This window comes from Agarivorans sp. MS3-6, assembly GCF_054112545.1.
The window spans coordinates 3,004,869-3,020,933 of the sequence record NZ_CM134202.1; the positions used below are offsets into that span (position 1 = coordinate 3,004,869).

Genomic DNA, 16,065 nt, shown 5'->3' on the forward strand with positions numbered 1-16,065 from the left:
GTAAGATGTTAGTTGCCTTAAGCGTGTCTTGAAACATGCAAGAGGGTCGAGTACCGTGCCATCTTTAGGTTTAATTTTTCTTAGGTTGCTTATCCTTGGGTGAGGCTGGGTCACTTTTCAAGTTTTCAATCAATACGTCTTTTTCTGCATCACTCAGGGCTTCAAGTAAACACACTAACTCAGCGCTTTTCTTTGATTCACAAAAGAAATAAGCCACCGGTACACCTAGCTCATCAGCCATGCGCTTTAAGGTTGTATAATCAGGAGTATGCTTCCCTTTCTCGTAGTGATTCATCCTAGCACTAGCTGTTCCTGGCTCCATACCGAGCTTAATGCCAAGCGCCTTTTGACTGATCCCCATAGCGGTTCTAGCCTGCTTAAGCCTAAGTGGTAGCGGAGTTGTAATTTTATCGGCCAAGGTGGTGTCATTGATGATCCTAAGATAACTAAGATTGTCTTAGTTTTTTAACATAAGGTATACTAAGGAATCCTTAGCTTTTTGCTTCGAATTGTCAAGAGCTAGGAGTTTTTACACAAAGGAACGCTGTAATCCCTGATGTTGGTCTCTGAGCGTTTAGTAAGTCTTTCAAGAAAAGTAATTTGGTTGATGTGAGTTATCCATGGTTCGTATAGATAGTGTGTTGTACAAAACGTTAATAGATGAGAAGTTTCAGCAGTTTACAGTTAGCCAGCTAAAAACGGCCTACCAAGAGGTGTACAAAGAAGAAACGAACAAAAACGCGAGCCAGATGGTGCACCGTACTTTACGCCGTTTGATAGCCAATAAAATGCTGACTAAACAACATGAAAATGGCAAACATGTTTATCTTAAGACCTCAACATTTAGCCCACAACTATTAAGCCCCAGCAAGCCCAATAAAGAGGCTAAATCAGCTGTTCAGCCATTTGTAGAAAGTGGACTCAACCCTAAGATTTCAGCGCAACTTGATGCTTTACAGTCAACCTTGAATCAATATCAAGTCAATTTACTAAGTAGCATTGGTGAGGCTGAGGAGTTTAAGCGTTTGTGTGATTCAATACCGCAAGCTAGAGCAAAGTTATATCCTCGCTATATGACGGCACGCAATCACAGCTCTACGTTGACAGGGAAAATAAAAGCGCTGGAAGCAGGAATAGCAGAGCTGAAATCACTGTGATGCCACTACGCCAATGGCAATCGAAATGCATTGAGCACGCACTAAAGCTCTATCCCCAACAAAATCACTTTATGTGCTTAGCCACACCAGGAGCTGGCAAAACCGTAATGGCAGCAGAGTTAGCACGCCATTTACTAGACGCTGGACAAATCGATTTTGTACTGTGCTTTTCACCATCAACTGAAGTGAACGAAGGCATTAGATCTACTTTTTCAAAACGCTTAAACAAACGATTTGACGGTTTAATAGGTTCGGTAGGCAACGCTTACACCTACCAATCTATGTCTTCGCTTAATAGTGATTTTTGGCAGTTGCTTAACACCCATAAAGTTATGGTGGTGATGGATGAAGTGCATCATTTGAAAGGCCATGAATTTGCAAGTGCAAATGCTTGGGGAGAAGAAGTTTTAGTTAACATTCAAGATAAGGCAGCCTTCACTCTAGCATTATCAGGTACTCCGTGGCGCTCAGACAAAGCGCCCATTGTGTTGTCCCGCTTTACTGAGCCTGATAACACTCTTCACCGTGATTTCACCTATGGCTTGGAGCAAGCTATCGCTGACGGCGTTTGCCGTACGCCAAATATCGCTTTGATCGACAACGACAACATTCACTTTAGCGAAGGCGATGAGCGTAGAGTTTTTCATTCGTTTTCTTCCTTGCTGGCCGATTCTTCATTAAGTTACTCAGCAATACTCCATCACCCGCAGGTGATGCTTTATCTCCTCAAGCTGGGAGTGAGTAAACTCACAGAAATTAGAACGTTTAATCAAAAAGCAGGGGGGCTTATCGTTGCTTCGTCTATTGCTCATGCGAAAAAGCTACTCAGTTATTTAGTTGATGACTTGGCGCAATCTGCATGCCTTGTTACCTCACACATGAAAAACCCTTCGGAAACAATCGAGCAATTCAGGCATAACAACACGCAATGGATTGTCAGTGTAGGGATGATTGCTGAAGGCACCGATATTCCTCGGCTACAAGTATGTTGCCACCTCAGCCGTATAAAAACAGAAATGCACTACCGGCAAGTTCTTGGCCGAATATTGCGTGTTGATGGTTCACCAAAGCAAGCTGCATGGTTATTCACCCTAGCAGAACCAAGCTTGAGCGACTTTGCGCAGCGTATTAACGTAGATTTACCAGATACAACTGTGATATTTGAGCAACAGAATACCGAAACGATTGATGTTTCCTTAACTGCTAACAAGTATCAAATCGAAAGCTCATTCAACGACAATGCTACTAATGCCGTCAGCCTAGAACTTAGCCAATCAAATATGAGAGAACCAGTAACTAAACCGAGAGATATGGAAGAAGAAAACAACTACAACCTAGCTTTACTTGGTGGTTTTAAGGAACGAATAGTACAGCTGTTTGGGTGAGTGTTTGGCTATTTTGACCAAGCGAAGAGTGTCAAGGCTCTGCAGTGCCCCTTGTATATAGAATCGACAGCACAGGAGCTGTCTAGGTTAAATGATAGTATGAACCATCGAAGAAACCAGCCGTGAACGCGCTTAAGCATGATGAACTGAGCCAGTGGAAGACGGATTTAGCTATCATCTACGTTCACTATCCGAAACAGTGATGTACCATTTTAAATAGTCGCTCAGTGATCAATAGAGCTTACGCTAAAGTGGGCGAAATCATAGGAGGGTGAAGGCCTTGAAGAAGGTCTGCGGGCTAGGTATGCCCGCTCGTCAGGTAGATGGGCAATACGCTGCAAGCCTTGAGGCTAAAGCGCTGTCTACACTGAATTGATCAACAACGCCGGAAGGAAGCGCAAATAGCATTTAGACTGTTCTAGGTATCTAGCTTAGTCTAAGGATAATATTTCATTGTTAGCGTGGGCTTCTATATTGTATTGAACCTTCATTCTATCAATCCATTTTTCAGTTGTTTTATGTAGCTCCCCTTCTTCTCGGATTTCTATAAAAGCCTGCTGCCATTGCTCTACGTTAGGTAAGTTTTTAGACATTCCAATATATACGTTTTCCTGTTTTAATCGTTTTAACAATCTAAAGCTAGTTGGGTCGATACCAAGCGCAGTTGATAATAAGTGCAAACTAATTCTGTCATAAGCGATGCTACTTATTCGCTTCCTTAATAATAACTTAATATTTTGTTCATGGCTTACACTTAAGTGTAAGTTGTTTAACCCTTGACTTGCTAACCATTCATGACGAATATCACCATTTACTACACCTATACTTGGATAGTTTTCTAAGCTTTCGTGTTTTTTTTGGGGGGAGGTATTTAAACCATATATCCCCCAAGTTTTTGTTAATACCGGACCTATCCAATTTAGTTTTCTATCGCGTTCGGCATTACGACTAAATGCGAACACAATGACATTGTTGTTGTTGTACGCTGTTTTTAGTGCGCGTGCCTCAGGCATTACTTCGATCTCGCTTTCGATTGCTAGTCTTCTGGCTAGATTTCTAACAATATCGACAACATACCCCTGAACATTTCCATCTTCATCCACGTAGCTAGCAGGCGCCTCATTTACCGCAATGAGTCTTGTAGGTGAGCTTGACACAGCATCTTTCACAAGAATAATGTGGAAGATAATTAGTGCAATTATGAGGTGATACTTCACTGATTAAGTCGCTTTTATATTGACACTTTAAATCGATTAAGCTGTTGGTCTAACTGCTTGGCTTGTTCGATTGCTATTTGTGCTGCAGCCATCGATTCTTGGGCATTATCCAAGTTCATTCGGGTTTTGTCGGCGAGCTCTGTAAGGTTACGGTCAATGTCTTCAGTTACATGACTTTGCTGTTCGGTAGAAGTCGCTGTGGATGCAGAGACCTCACTCACTTTGGAGGTTGATTCTAAGATTTGATTTAGCGCTTCTAAAGTTTGTTCAGCTAAGTCTACTGTACCCTTGGCAACACTAGAGCCCTTGTTTATAGCGTCTACTGCTCTAGTCACACCATTTTGTAAGGCTTCAATCATTTTTTGAATGTCTTCAGTTGATTGCTGGGTTTTGCTTGCTAAGCTTCTCACTTCATCAGCAACTACAGCAAATCCTCGACCTTGCTCGCCTGCACGAGCAGCTTCAATGGCTGCATTCAATGCGAGTAAGTTAGTTTGTTCAGCAATGCCCCTAATCACATCTAATACCGAGGCTATGCGGTCGGAATCTTGTGATAAATTTTCTATAACATTAGTGGCATCTTGTACAGTGTTCGATAGTAGGGTGATGTGCTCTACCGATTCCTTGGTAACGTTTTGTCCTTGCTCGGTTTGGTTGTTGACTGTGTTGATTTCTTCAGCTGTATTATTTGCGTTGTTCGCGACTTCTCTAATAGCTGCGGCCATTTGTGTAACAGCTGTAGCTATCATTTCTACTGATTGGTTTTGCTCTTTGCTTACTTCGGTAGTTTGTTCCGACTTTTGGTTGATATCAGTAATAGAATGGTTAAGCTCCCGAGAAAATTTGTTCACATTGCTGATTAATACTTCTAGTAAGTCAACAAACTGATTAAAACTGGTGGCTAATTCGCCTATTTCGTCATTGCGTCTTATTTCTAATCGTTGAGTTAGATCTCCATCCCCTTGCGAGATATCGTTAATTCGCTCGGTAATGCGGTTAATTGAATCAGTCAAAATTTTGGGACCAAAGTAAGCTAATACGATAGATAACAAAATTGTAACAGAACTAACAAAAACTAACATGCTTAATTGGGTGCTTACCTCTTCAAATGACTGTTGTTTGATACCTTTAGCAAGAATCTCTGCAGCTTCGGTAGCAGCATTATAGACTTGCCTCAAGTTTTCAAAGTCTTGTAAGCTTGGGCCGGAACTCAAGGTAATAGCTTGTTTCTTTTCGCCTTGTTTAAGCAAGGAAAATACTTCGCTGCTGGAACTTTTCCATTGACTAAACTTTTGATTAAAGCTTTCTAAGCCTCTGGTCGACTCTGGGTATTCACTTAATAGCGCTTCAAATTGTTGCATACGCTGTAGGGCTTGTTCTGCATTATCTTGATAGCTTTTCATTAAATTAGTGAGTACTGATAACGGTGCTTCTACTGCGTTTAGTTCTGCTATCCGCGCTTGGTATAGGTCTCGATCGGCCTGAAGAACAGCAGTAAGTGCAGGAAGTATGCTTTCTTCCACTGTTACTAAGTTTTTCTGAGTATTTTGGCTCACATTAAAGCCGATCAATGATACAACAATCAATAATATGGCATTGACAGCAAAAACCACTGAGTATCTAAACCTTAAGCTACTAGTATTCATCTATATTTATCACCAATAAAGTATTAACAATTCCCTTATTTAATAAGGGCGGTCATCGTGTAGTCTTAAAGTATTGTAGGTAGAAGGCTCTGGTATGCGCAAGTTTCGACTTTCTTTACTTATGTGGATGCTGACTGATTGATCTTGCACAGTTGGGCCAAATTTAGTGATGATTTATTTGATGTGAATATAAAGAAAGAGATTAGGTTGCTTTTAAGTTTTTGCCAGTGGTAAATCTAATTCTCTTATTGGTAATTTTGATTCTTTATAAAAGATATAAATTTTTTGGTTTGTCTTTGGGTAGAAATAACCGTTGCCGTGCCTACCGTTTGCTCATAAATGCAACCGGATTGTTGAGGTTTAATAATCCGGTCGCGAAAAAAGGGAGGATATGCTCAATATTATTTAGGCAACAAGGCCATTTTCTATTGGCTTTTAAATTTTAATTAGCTACTGTCCACATTTTTCCATCATGAGCTTGGGGCTCCACTCCTTTGATTTCAAATAGCTCGCTAAGTGTAACAAATTCATACCCTCGACTTTTTAACTCTGGAATAATAATGTCTAAAGCAGCAGGAGTTGGATGAGGGAGAGGCTGATTGTCGTGGAGTAGAATAATAGAGCCGTCTTGGACATTATTTAGAATGTTATCTGCTACTTCTTGTGCTGTTGCCGCGCCCCCTGTCCAGTCATAACCCAGTACACCGCTAGCAAATGGGTAGTCAATTACATCAAACATGGTTTGGCTTGTTGCAAGGTTAGGTGGTCTGAAAAAAGCAGGAGTCATTCCCGTGGCATCTATGATCGCTTGCTGAGTGTCATTAACGGATTTTGTTATTTGATCGCTAGCTTTAGTATCTAGTCCGTCATAACCCCAAGAGTGATTACCAAATTCATAACCGCGAGCTACCATGTCGTTTAATACATTGCTGGTTGCGACATTAATATTTTGACCTATTAGAAAGAAAGTAGCGGTTACATCGTGATCATCTAGTTTCTCAATCACCAATGGTGTCATTGTTGATGACGGGCCATCATCAAAGGTAAGAGCTACGTATTTCGCTTGTGGATCTGGTGTTTCTACGTTGTCTAATATATCGCTTGTACATGCATTTAAACTTGATAAAGTTAACGCCAATATCGCTAAAGTACGTATGTTCATTTTAGTTTCCTTACTTTAATTATTTTTGAGTGAGCAATAAAACGTTAGTTTTCATTTGTTATTATTCAGTCAGACTTTATTGCGTTCCTAAGTTAAATTAAAAAAACATTATCGACCATTATGTAAAATGATATATGCATTTACTTTTTTATTTTCTGTGTGTTGAGTTGTTGTTATCTAATGTCACCTTATTTAAATATGCTATTGTATTATTTAGTTGTCGTTCCAAAAGTATGAAATGTTATATCACGTTTAGAAAATGGAGGTCGTGAGAGAGTAATCGAATAACCCAGAAGCATTTTAATTAAAGAGCATTGCTTAGAGCTGTATATAGTTTTAGTTCTAAGGATTTACTATCAATAGTCTAATTGCGATATTGATCAAATCTATGTATCTGGTATTTTTTATCCACTTTATGGTTTGAACTGTATTGTTGATTAGGTGTTGTTGCTCAAATCAGATTGAACCAAGTTAACTCTGAGTGATCAGGTCAGATAATTTGGTTTATGCACATGGTAAAGCCAAGCAAAAGATCATCAACTGGAAGCAATACAATACGGCACTCAAGTGATGTGGTTCGTTAACGTTTTGGATGGATGAATAAACTATCAACAAAGTGGTACAAAATTACGCTTACTGGACGACGGGACGCAGCCAAACCTAAAGCGACACGCGATAGCGACGGCACTCATGGTTAAAGGGAGGGGGCTAACTACCACTTCGTGGATTGGAAGGGTTTGTTAATTCACAATCCTAGCCCTTCAAGCTTGAATTGAAGTCACCTGACTACAGTTGATTTTAGCAAACGAGCGAGGACCGTTAAATTCGAAAACCAACTACAAAGCTGCACTATTGGTGATTTACGCCACAGGCCTCAAGGGATTCGGAGAAGGTAGTAAACATAGTGCTGAGAAACGTCGTTTTTAGCATAAGTTCACCTAGCGGTAGATGCGAAAACTAACCAAATAGTGGGTGCAGAGGTCATGGACTGGGTATATGACGAGAGGTTTTGCTGGCGCTCTTACTCCTCCTTAGAAGAAAGATAGTCACTGCTAGCGCAAAAGGTGCTTACGATGCGCACCTGAGTTAACAGAAAGTCCGGCACAAGCGGGCTAATACAGTTATCCTTCCTAGGAAAAATGCTGGGTATTGGGAGGATGACCACCAAAGGAAACCCGCTGTGGAAGCGCTCTCTGCAATGAATTGATGAACAAGACCATTATTAAACTACGATTTGGGTCGGGTCTAAACCCTTCGCAATTGAAATTGGCTCTATGAAGAGGATGATTTCTTTTACAAACAGACCTCGTCAGTGAATGAACTTATCTCTAATGAAGTCTGAAGTTGAACCATATAATTACGTTACTCTAAAAATGCATCAAGCACTTCTGTTGGCTGTTTTGTATTTGGATCCCAAGCTCCAAGTGTGTAACCTTGCCAATTGTACGCTTGAGGCTCCCAATAAAAAATACCAGTTCCTTTAGCTTGAGTAACACTACGAACTTTATTAATCATATCTGCTACGATCGTTTTTGCTTCAGGGTCATCCCAAGGAACACCTATTTCACTAATCATCACTTCGGTGCCATACCGATTAACTATATCATTTAGGTTTATTAAACATTGAGCGTTAGCCTGTTGCCAGGTCATGCCTGTTGCATTCTTAGGGTAAGATGAGGCACCCACAACATCCCACCAAGCGTTATTTGATTGTAATCCGTCTAATATCCAGCGAAAGTTATCGTTATCATGGCAGTTAGCAAGATGTACAATAACTTTAGCATCTGGAAATACGTCTTTAACGGCATTACGGCCGCTATTAAACAGCCAAGCATAATTTTTCATATTGCTTGAAGCTAAACCATCATTCCAAAGCATACCGTTGTTCGTCTCATTTCCTACTTGGACCCATTTTGGGGTTATTCCCGCATCTTTAAGCGCAATTAGAGAGTCCCTAGTATGTGACCAAACGGCGTCCATTAACTCTTCAAAGCCCAAGTTTTCCCATGCAGAGGGCTTCCACTGGTTACCAGGGTCGGCCCAAGTGTCACTGTAATGGAAATCTATCATTACATCCATATTTGCAGCTTTGGCCCATTTAGCTTTAATTATTACATCTTCTAGTGAGCTATAATAGCCGTCACTAGGGTTAACCCAAACTCGTAACCGAACAGCATTCATTCCGTGGTCACGTAGGATTGAAAGGACGTCTTGCTTGTAGCCCCAATCATTGAAGAACTCATAACCATTGTCCTCCATTTGGGTAATCCAGCTAATGTCAGCCCCTTTTGTTAATGCATGTGTGTAGGTACAGGTCACCAAAGAACTAATGATAATCATGTTTTTGAATATCTTTTTCATTTTTCACCGTTAACAAATTAATATTTATGTGTCAGAAACATAAAAACTATATCAACAGTTCAAAATCATTAAGTTAGATGTTACGAGGGTGTGCGCATTGTGACTTTTATTTATGCATTTCGTGACGAGTCACGAGTGTGACATAGTAAATTTTAGTGTGACTTGTTAACACAATCTGAAAATATCTACCTTTAAAATACTAAAATAAGCTGAAAATGGTTTAAACCATCGCAATTAGCCCTTTTCTTTGGTGTTCGTGATGTTTAGTGATGGCTTTTCTGGCTTTAGACAATAAGCAATGAGGCTCCTTAATAAGTTCAACATAAAGACATGTAAGCTTCGGTGACGAGAATGCTCAATTTCAGCTATGTTTTAGAGTTGGTCATTAACTGTCTCGATAATGAATTTTTCGATAGCATGGCTCTATCCCACACAGCCAGAACTTTAGCTCTCATTTTCTTGCGGTGAGTTGTTATTAGGGTAATGCCATCCTTTTTTAGATCTGCTGTTAGCGCCGTAATCAATAACCTTGTAATCAAATAGCTTCAGCCGTTTATCCTTGGCTCAGGTTGGACTTCAAATATTCTTCAGAGTCAGATATTACATTAACCCTATTCAATAACTGATGTATCGAAAACATAATTAGCTGTCGATTACTCAGCATTGAGATCTAGCAAATAAAGGGAAAAATATTTTAGCTAGCCCGCCCCATGTGCCCTAACATTGCTCAAAAACGATCAGACTTTATTGGGATCATTCACACTATATTTCCCGCCTACAACCGCTCTCAATCTAGAACTGAGCTTTTTATCTAGACTTTCTCGCTGGCTTAATGGCTGCTTAGGCCAGTCATTATAATTACTAGAGGGCACCTGAAAGATCGGTACAGCAGCCGAGCGGGGTAGTTGTTGCATCTCATTCTTGTAGTATCGGTGAATAATACCTGGAAGGACGTTCTTAAAGTCACGTTGATGTGACATATGGAAAGCAATAACGATGGTTATTATTTCACATTCAAACATTCAAACATTCAAACATTCGAATTTTGCGATTACGTTTGCGTTTTCCTGTTTCAATTTGATGCTTATGCCACTGAAGTAGAAAGCCTTACAAAAGTCGTCGACGTGGAAGAATAGGTTTGAGCGAAGAACCAGCTTTTAGTTCCCGTTTAACCTTATTCCGAGTTTAGGTTAAATACCTTTTATTCTATAGTATATATTTACGATAAAGCATCAAGATCGCCTAAAGCTATCCCGCCAAATAAATTCGTGACCGAAAATCACGGTTTTATTATACTTTCTCCCATTAAACTTTTCTATAAACATATCAATGGCCATCTCTCCCATCTCAAAAGGAAATAAACGCATTGTTGTTAGGCTAGGGTTCATATGGCGAGCGGAAGACACATCATTTGTTCCTATTACTTGTATATCGCTAGGAATTGATAATCCATACTCATAGATACATCGATATACACCAATGGCTACCATGTCGGTTGCAGCATAAACAACATCAGGTTGTGTACCCTGTATTAAAATCTCTTTCATTGCCTGATAGCCAGATTCGATACAATACTCCTTGCTGACTTTGCACAATTCTTCTAGATATAGACCTTTCGATTTTGTCACTTCACGAAAAGTATGAAGCCTAGCTTCATTATTACCAATAAACGCTGGGCGCTTACAACCGCTGGCGATAATTTTTTGAAGCACTTCATTTGCTAATGAAGATCTATCGATTAATACAGCATCAGTCTTCCCAGCTAGTGGACATGAATCAACAAAAATAATATTTTCATTATTTTGATAAAGTGTAGCAATTTGCTTATTAGTGAAATGTCCTAAAGCGATAACTGCAGGTGAATTAGTGATTAATTCTAAATTAGCACTAACTTGATCTAAGTGTAAGGTTCGTAAGTTTATATTTTTTTCTAAACAGCGATTTTGAATGCCAGCTCTAACTGACGTGAAGTAAGGGTCGTTGATCTCTTGAGTAGGCGTAAGAAAATTTACCATGACTAATTCATTAGCGGAGCCTTTGTGGCTAACTTCCACGCTCTCTATGTTTGAAAATTGCTTCTTACTCCGCTTTGGTGACTGATAGCCTAAAACGTCGACAGCCTCGAGTATAGCTTTCTTTTTATTGTCGCTAATAGACAAGGTAGGATCACTATTGAGGAACCGTGATATTGTTGACGTGGATATATCAGCTTTTTTTGCTATATCTTTGAGTGTGGCCACAGAGCACCTTTTTTCTAAACTTAACGGTATTTCAATTTGCCAAAGAGTAAAAGCACTCTTTGGCGACTCATTATTTAATGGATGCTATCAAGCGCCGTAAAGTTGATTACATCACCATTGGATTCAAAAAGATGAAGATTTAAAGGTGAAGCAAATAGTGAAATAGCTTCACCTGGTTGCACCTGTGTGTCGCCGTGATGCAGGTATTTAAAGTCTTCTATACCACCACACTGACCAAAAACATAAGTCATGCCCCCTAATCGCTCAACCACTTGACACTGAAAATTTACTTCAATAAAACTTGATTCAGTTGATAGGTGTTCAGGACGAATACCAATCGTTAATAATTCGCCTTTAGGTATTGTGTTCATTCTAATTGGTAATGTAAGTTGTTGGCCACAATCTAATTTTATGGTTAGAGCATTTTCATTCCACGAATGAACCTCACAAGGCAGAAAGTTCATTTTGGGTGAACCTATAAATCCAGCAACAAACTTATTAACGGGCTTGTGGTATAAATCCATAGGAGAACCAATTTGTTCTACTTTACCGTCTCGCAATACGACGATTTTATCTGCCAGTGTCATTGCTTCAACTTGATCATGAGTCACATAAATCATGGTGGACTTCAATTCTTGGTGTAGCTTTGCAATGTGAAGACGCATATCGACACGTAGTTCTGCATCGAGATTAGAAAGGGGTTCGTCAAAAAGAAAAACTTTGGGATCTCTAACGATTGCTCTACCAATAGCAACGCGTTGGCGCTGACCACCCGATAGTTGTGCTGGCTTTCGATCAAGCAAGTGATCCAGCTGTAGCGCCTTTCCTACTAATTCAATTTTCTTTTGCCTCTCTTCTTTCGGCACTTTGTTTACCTTTAGAGAGTATGCCATGTTCTCTCCCACTGTCATATGTGGGTACAAAGCATAAGATTGAAAAACCATCGCAGCACCGCGCTCCGATGGTGGCGTATCGTTGACCACATTATCCGCGATGGAAATGGTGCCATCACTAATATCCTCCAAGCCGGCGATCATTCTCAGTAAGGTTGACTTACCACACCCTGAAGGACCGACAAACACTACAAACTCCCCCTCTTCAATAGAGAGGTTTACATTGTGGATCGTTTCAGTGCTATCGAAACGTTTAACTACATTACAAAGTTGGATCGAAGACATTTTTTTTCCTCATGTTAAATAAAAAAAATTAGCTAACTAATGTGATTAATTATCTATTTATTTAGTAAATTTTATTTTTAATTGTTATTGCACTCACAAATCATTCCATTATTTGTGACTTTGGTCACATTGGTGCGCTAGTTGTATGAAAAAAGTAACATAGAGGAGCATATTTACACCACAAATTTTATCTTAAACAAAAAACACAAGGCGTGAATTTTATGGATGATAGTAAATTTAGTAAAAAAATTGGTGCGGCTATTGTTGCTGCTTTATTGTGTTCACCGCTAGCGTCAGCTCAGCAATCATTATTGGTCTGGGAAGATATTCAAAAGTCCTTTGGAAATGAAGAAGCGGTTGCGGCATTTGAAAAGGAACACAAGGTAAAAGTTGAAGTACTAGAAATGCCCTATGGAGGACAGGTTGAATCATTACGTATGGACGGTCCCGCTGGCACTGGTCCTGATGTGATCTTAATTCCACATGACCAAATTGGAGGTGCCGTGATTCAAGGTTTGCTTGCGCCAATCAAATCAAAGCAATCTGTGATTGATAGCTTTAGTCAGCCTTCTATCGACGCTTTAACATATAGTGGCGTTCTTTACGGTTTACCTAAATCAGTTGAAACTTTATTTATGGTTTACAACAAAGAACTTATTCCTGAGCTACCCGAGACTCTCGATGAAATTTATGAGTTATCTCTTAAGTTTCGTGAAGAAGATAAGTACGGGTTACTCGCTAAGTGGGATGAGCTTTATTACGCGTATGGCATATTAAATGGCATGGGTGGGGACGTCTTTGCTAAAAATTCAGATGGATCTTATAACCCAAATAAAATCTTATTGAATACTCCTGGTGCAATTAAAGGTGCAGAGTACATCCAAAAATTCTACCAGTCTAAAGTGTTTCCTACAGGAATAATCGGTAACAATGGCCTAAATGCAATTGATTCCTTATTTACCGCCAATAAGGTAGCGATGGTCCAAACAGGTCCATGGGCTTTGCAGCCTTATAAGGAAGCCGGTATTAATTACGGTGTGGCTCCTCTGCCTAAGCTCCCATCAGGTGAACAAATGGGCTCATTTATGGGGGTTAAAAGTTACAGTATTTCCACTTTCTCCAAGAACAAATCACTAGCTCAAGAATTTATTGAGTTTGTTAACAATTATGATAACGCAAAGCAACGTTTTGAGCTGACAGGTGAAGTACCGGCGGTTATTGAACTAATTAACGACCCAGTAATTAAAAATGACCCGGGAGCACGAGCGGTTGCTATGCAGTCGATTCATGCTGTACCGATGCCTTCTATTCCTGAAATGAATGAAGTTTGGACACCTGTAAATAGTGCACTGCAGCTCATCGCGACAGATAAACAAGACGCGACAGGCGCCCTTAATGCAGCTGTAGATAGTATCAACATGCAAATTGAAGCAAACCACGCAATGATGGGCCAGTAATAGAAATCTAGTAGTTCCCGGTTAGTTGTTGATGTGGGTTTTTCTAAACATATTAAATGAGAAATTCACATCAAACCGGATGTTTTCCGATTTGGAGTTTAAATAATGTCTGACATGAGTGAACGCTTCAATAGTGGCATGGGTAATAATAAAACCCATAAATCGTATGCCACCCTATTGGCGCTGATCCCAGGCTTCGGCCAATTTTATAACCGACAGTTCGTAAAAGGCTCAATTTTTTTCGTTCTTCTCATCAGTTTTTACGGAGTGAGTCGTGACTTTGTTGCTCATGGTTTGTGGGGAGTAGTGACTCTAGGAGAGAATCTACCTGAAGATAACTCTGTGTTCCTTTTAGCCGAAGGAATAATCGCTTCTTTAGTCGTTGTGTTTGGCTTGTCGATTTACGCATTAAGCATCAGTGATGCATACAAAAATGGTAAATTGCTTGATGAAGGGCGAGAGCTGAACTCTTTGCGTGTTCAATATCGTAATGTCATCAATTCAGGCTTTCCATATTTGATGATTAGCCCTGGATTCATTTTGTTGGTATTTGTTGTTGTATTTCCCATAATTTTTGGTTTTGCTATTGGGTTTACTAATTACAATCTTTATAACTCACCACCTGCAAAATTGGTTGATTGGGTAGGACTGAAAAACTTTTTTAATATTTTTGAAGTTAATTTGTGGCGAAACACTTTTTTTGATGTGTTGCAGTGGACTGTTGTTTGGACATTACTTGCATCAACGCTTCAATGTTCAGTTGGGGTGATGTTAGCGATTTTAGTTAACCAAAAAGATCTAAAGTTCAAACCGTTAATTCGAACTATTTTCATCTTGCCTTGGGCAGTGCCTGGCTTCGTAACTATTCTGATTTTTACTGGGATGTTCAACGATAGTTTTGGTGTCATCAACAATGTCATTCTAGATTTTTTTGGAATAGAGCCAAAGGCTTGGTTAACGGATCCTTTCTGGACGAAAACAGCATTGATAATGATTCAAACATGGCTTGGATTTCCATTTGTGTTCGCAATGACTACTGGTGTTTTGCAAGCGATACCTGATGACCTTTATGAAGCAGCAACAATGGATGGGTCTAGTAAGTTTCAGCAATTAAGAACTATTACTCTACCTCTCGTATTTTATTCAATTGCACCGATATTGATAACCCAATACACATTCAATTTTAATAACTTCAACATTATCTACTTATTCAATAATGGCGGGCCAGCTGTAATAGGTAGTAATGCGGGTGGTACTGATATTCTTGTGTCATGGATTTACAAATTAACAATGTCTTCCTCACAATATGGTATTGCTTCAGCGATTACCTTATTACTCTCTATATTTGTTGTTGGCATTGCTCTGTGGCAATTTCGCATGACTAATTCATTCAAAGAGGAGACTAGATAATGAGTATTAAACGAAGTAATCGTATTCGACTAACTTTTAGCTACGCTCTGATACTTTTGGTCTCAATAATTATTATTTATCCGCTGGTTTGGACCGTTGGAGCATCTTTTTATCCAGGAAATAGTATCATGGGAGAATCAATCTTCCCTGATAACCCTACTCTAAACCACTACGTAACTTTATTTTCTAACGACAAGGTTGAATACTTAACTTGGTTCTGGAATAGCTTGAAAATTAGTTTTCTTACTATGGTGCTCACTTTAATCAGTGTCTCATGTACTTCATATGCCTTTTCTCGCTTTCGTTTTAAAGGTCGGAAAAATAGTTTGATGCTATTTCTTCTATTACAAATGATTCCACAGTTCTCTGCCTTGATTGCAATATTTGTTCTAGCTCAGATGTTGGGACTAATTAACAGCCATCTAGCTCTAGTACTTGTTTATGTCGGAGGGATGATCCCAATGAATACGTATCTAATGAAGGGGTATTTAGATGCTATCCCTAAAGATTTAGATGAGTCGGCCAAAATGGATGGAGCTAGCAATATACGTATATTCATAGAAATAATATTACCTATTTCTAAGCCTATTATCGCTGTTGTTGCTTTATTTTCATTCACTGGTCCTCTGGGCGATTTTATTCTTGCGACGACTATTTTACGAACACCTGAAAATTATACATTACCAATTGGTTTATATAATTTGGTTGTCGAGAAAATGGGCGCAAGCTACACCACTTACGCAGCTGGTGCTGTGTTAGTTTCAATACCAGTAGCGCTTTTATATTTATCACTTCAAAAATACTTTGTATCTGGCTTAACAGCAGGTAGTACCAAAGGCTAAAAACGAGGAA

General features: G+C 39.5%; 12 protein-coding genes and 1 pseudogene. 5 read left to right on the forward strand and 8 right to left on the reverse strand.

Annotated features, from left to right (window positions below):
- Positions 1–70 precede the first annotated feature (70 nt).
- Positions 71–406 carry a helix-turn-helix domain-containing protein gene (locus tag ACVFI8_RS13790; RefSeq protein WP_457873828.1) on the reverse strand — a complete coding sequence of 112 codons (336 nt, stop codon included), beginning with the start codon at positions 404–406 and terminating at the stop codon, positions 71–73.
- Positions 407–620: 214 nt separating this feature from the next.
- On the opposite strand from ACVFI8_RS13790, the gene ACVFI8_RS13795 reads away from it, so the two are divergent.
- Together ACVFI8_RS13795 and ACVFI8_RS13800 are read left to right on the forward strand one after the other, a co-directional pair.
- The gene (locus tag ACVFI8_RS13795; protein ID WP_457871648.1) at positions 621–1,157 is read left to right on the forward strand and encodes a hypothetical protein; all 537 of its coding nucleotides are present in this window, start codon (positions 621–623) and stop codon (positions 1,155–1,157) included.
- A complete protein-coding gene (locus tag ACVFI8_RS13800) occupies positions 1,157–2,542 on the forward strand; it encodes a DEAD/DEAH box helicase (protein ID WP_457873829.1) in 1,386 nt (461 codons plus the stop codon). Before ACVFI8_RS13795 ends, ACVFI8_RS13800 begins: the two co-directional genes overlap by 1 nt.
- Positions 2,543–2,973: 431 nt before the next feature.
- Here ACVFI8_RS13800 and ACVFI8_RS13805 read toward each other — a convergent pair whose 3' ends face one another.
- The 7 genes and pseudogenes from ACVFI8_RS13805 to ACVFI8_RS13835 form a co-directional block, all read right to left on the reverse strand.
- Positions 2,974–3,759 carry a substrate-binding periplasmic protein gene (locus ACVFI8_RS13805; protein WP_457871649.1) on the reverse strand — a complete coding sequence of 262 codons (786 nt, stop codon included), beginning with the start codon at positions 3,757–3,759 and terminating at the stop codon, positions 2,974–2,976.
- Positions 3,760–3,773: 14 nt separating this feature from the next.
- Complete coding sequence (locus tag ACVFI8_RS13810; RefSeq protein ID WP_457871650.1) at positions 3,774–5,405, reverse strand: methyl-accepting chemotaxis protein; 1,632 nt, start codon at positions 5,403–5,405, stop codon at positions 3,774–3,776.
- 442 nt (positions 5,406–5,847) lie between these two features.
- Positions 5,848–6,567: a polysaccharide deacetylase family protein gene (locus ACVFI8_RS13815; RefSeq protein WP_457871651.1), complete on the reverse strand. Its 720-nt coding sequence runs from the start codon at positions 6,565–6,567 to the stop codon at positions 5,848–5,850.
- A 1,362-nt stretch (positions 6,568–7,929) separates the two neighbouring features.
- Positions 7,930–8,928 carry a glycoside hydrolase family 53 protein gene (locus tag ACVFI8_RS13820; protein WP_457871652.1) on the reverse strand — a complete coding sequence of 333 codons (999 nt, stop codon included), beginning with the start codon at positions 8,926–8,928 and terminating at the stop codon, positions 7,930–7,932.
- Positions 8,929–9,162: 234 nt separating this feature from the next.
- Positions 9,163–9,443, reverse strand: a pseudogene (locus tag ACVFI8_RS13825) (transposase); the annotation flags it as partial.
- Positions 9,444–10,160: 717 nt separating this feature from the next.
- Positions 10,161–11,168 (reverse strand): LacI family DNA-binding transcriptional regulator, encoded by a 1,008-nt coding sequence (locus ACVFI8_RS13830; protein WP_457871653.1) that lies wholly within the window; start codon positions 11,166–11,168, stop codon positions 10,161–10,163.
- 74 nt (positions 11,169–11,242) lie between these two features.
- Positions 11,243–12,346, reverse strand: coding sequence for an ABC transporter ATP-binding protein (locus tag ACVFI8_RS13835; RefSeq protein WP_457871654.1), 1,104 nt, complete (start codon positions 12,344–12,346; stop codon positions 11,243–11,245).
- A gap of 221 nt (positions 12,347–12,567) precedes the next feature.
- Between ACVFI8_RS13835 and ACVFI8_RS13840 the strand changes: the two genes are divergently transcribed.
- The 3 genes from ACVFI8_RS13840 (at position 12,568) to ACVFI8_RS13850 (ending at position 16,055) form a co-directional block, all read left to right on the forward strand.
- A complete protein-coding gene (locus ACVFI8_RS13840) occupies positions 12,568–13,803 on the forward strand; it encodes an extracellular solute-binding protein (protein ID WP_457871655.1) in 1,236 nt (411 codons plus the stop codon).
- Positions 13,804–13,908: 105 nt separating this feature from the next.
- Complete coding sequence (locus ACVFI8_RS13845; RefSeq protein WP_457871656.1) at positions 13,909–15,213, forward strand: carbohydrate ABC transporter permease; 1,305 nt, start codon at positions 13,909–13,911, stop codon at positions 15,211–15,213.
- Positions 15,213–16,055 (forward strand): sugar ABC transporter permease, encoded by an 843-nt coding sequence (locus tag ACVFI8_RS13850; protein WP_457871657.1) that lies wholly within the window; start codon positions 15,213–15,215, stop codon positions 16,053–16,055. The genes ACVFI8_RS13845 and ACVFI8_RS13850 overlap by 1 nt, the downstream gene beginning before the upstream one ends.
- The last annotated feature ends 10 nt before the right edge of the window (positions 16,056–16,065 follow it).

What these genes read in the sequence shown, in the direction of transcription:
- ACVFI8_RS13820 (WP_457871652.1), bottom strand. Translation starts at nt 8,928, where the DNA reads ATGAAAAAGATATTCAAAAACATGATTATCATTAGTTCTTTGGTGACC.
- ACVFI8_RS13840 (WP_457871655.1), top strand. Translation starts at nt 12,568, where the DNA reads ATGGATGATAGTAAATTTAGTAAAAAAATTGGTGCGGCTATTGTTGCT.
- ACVFI8_RS13850 (WP_457871657.1), top strand. Translation starts at nt 15,213, where the DNA reads ATGAGTATTAAACGAAGTAATCGTATTCGACTAACTTTTAGCTACGCT.
- ACVFI8_RS13835 (WP_457871654.1), bottom strand. Translation starts at nt 12,346, where the DNA reads ATGTCTTCGATCCAACTTTGTAATGTAGTTAAACGTTTCGATAGCACT.
- ACVFI8_RS13845 (WP_457871656.1), top strand. Translation starts at nt 13,909, where the DNA reads ATGTCTGACATGAGTGAACGCTTCAATAGTGGCATGGGTAATAATAAA.
- ACVFI8_RS13795 (WP_457871648.1), top strand. Translation starts at nt 621, where the DNA reads ATGGTTCGTATAGATAGTGTGTTGTACAAAACGTTAATAGATGAGAAG.
- ACVFI8_RS13800 (WP_457873829.1), top strand. Translation starts at nt 1,157, where the DNA reads ATGCCACTACGCCAATGGCAATCGAAATGCATTGAGCACGCACTAAAG.
- ACVFI8_RS13810 (WP_457871650.1), bottom strand. Translation starts at nt 5,405, where the DNA reads ATGAATACTAGTAGCTTAAGGTTTAGATACTCAGTGGTTTTTGCTGTC.
- ACVFI8_RS13815 (WP_457871651.1), bottom strand. Translation starts at nt 6,567, where the DNA reads ATGAACATACGTACTTTAGCGATATTGGCGTTAACTTTATCAAGTTTA.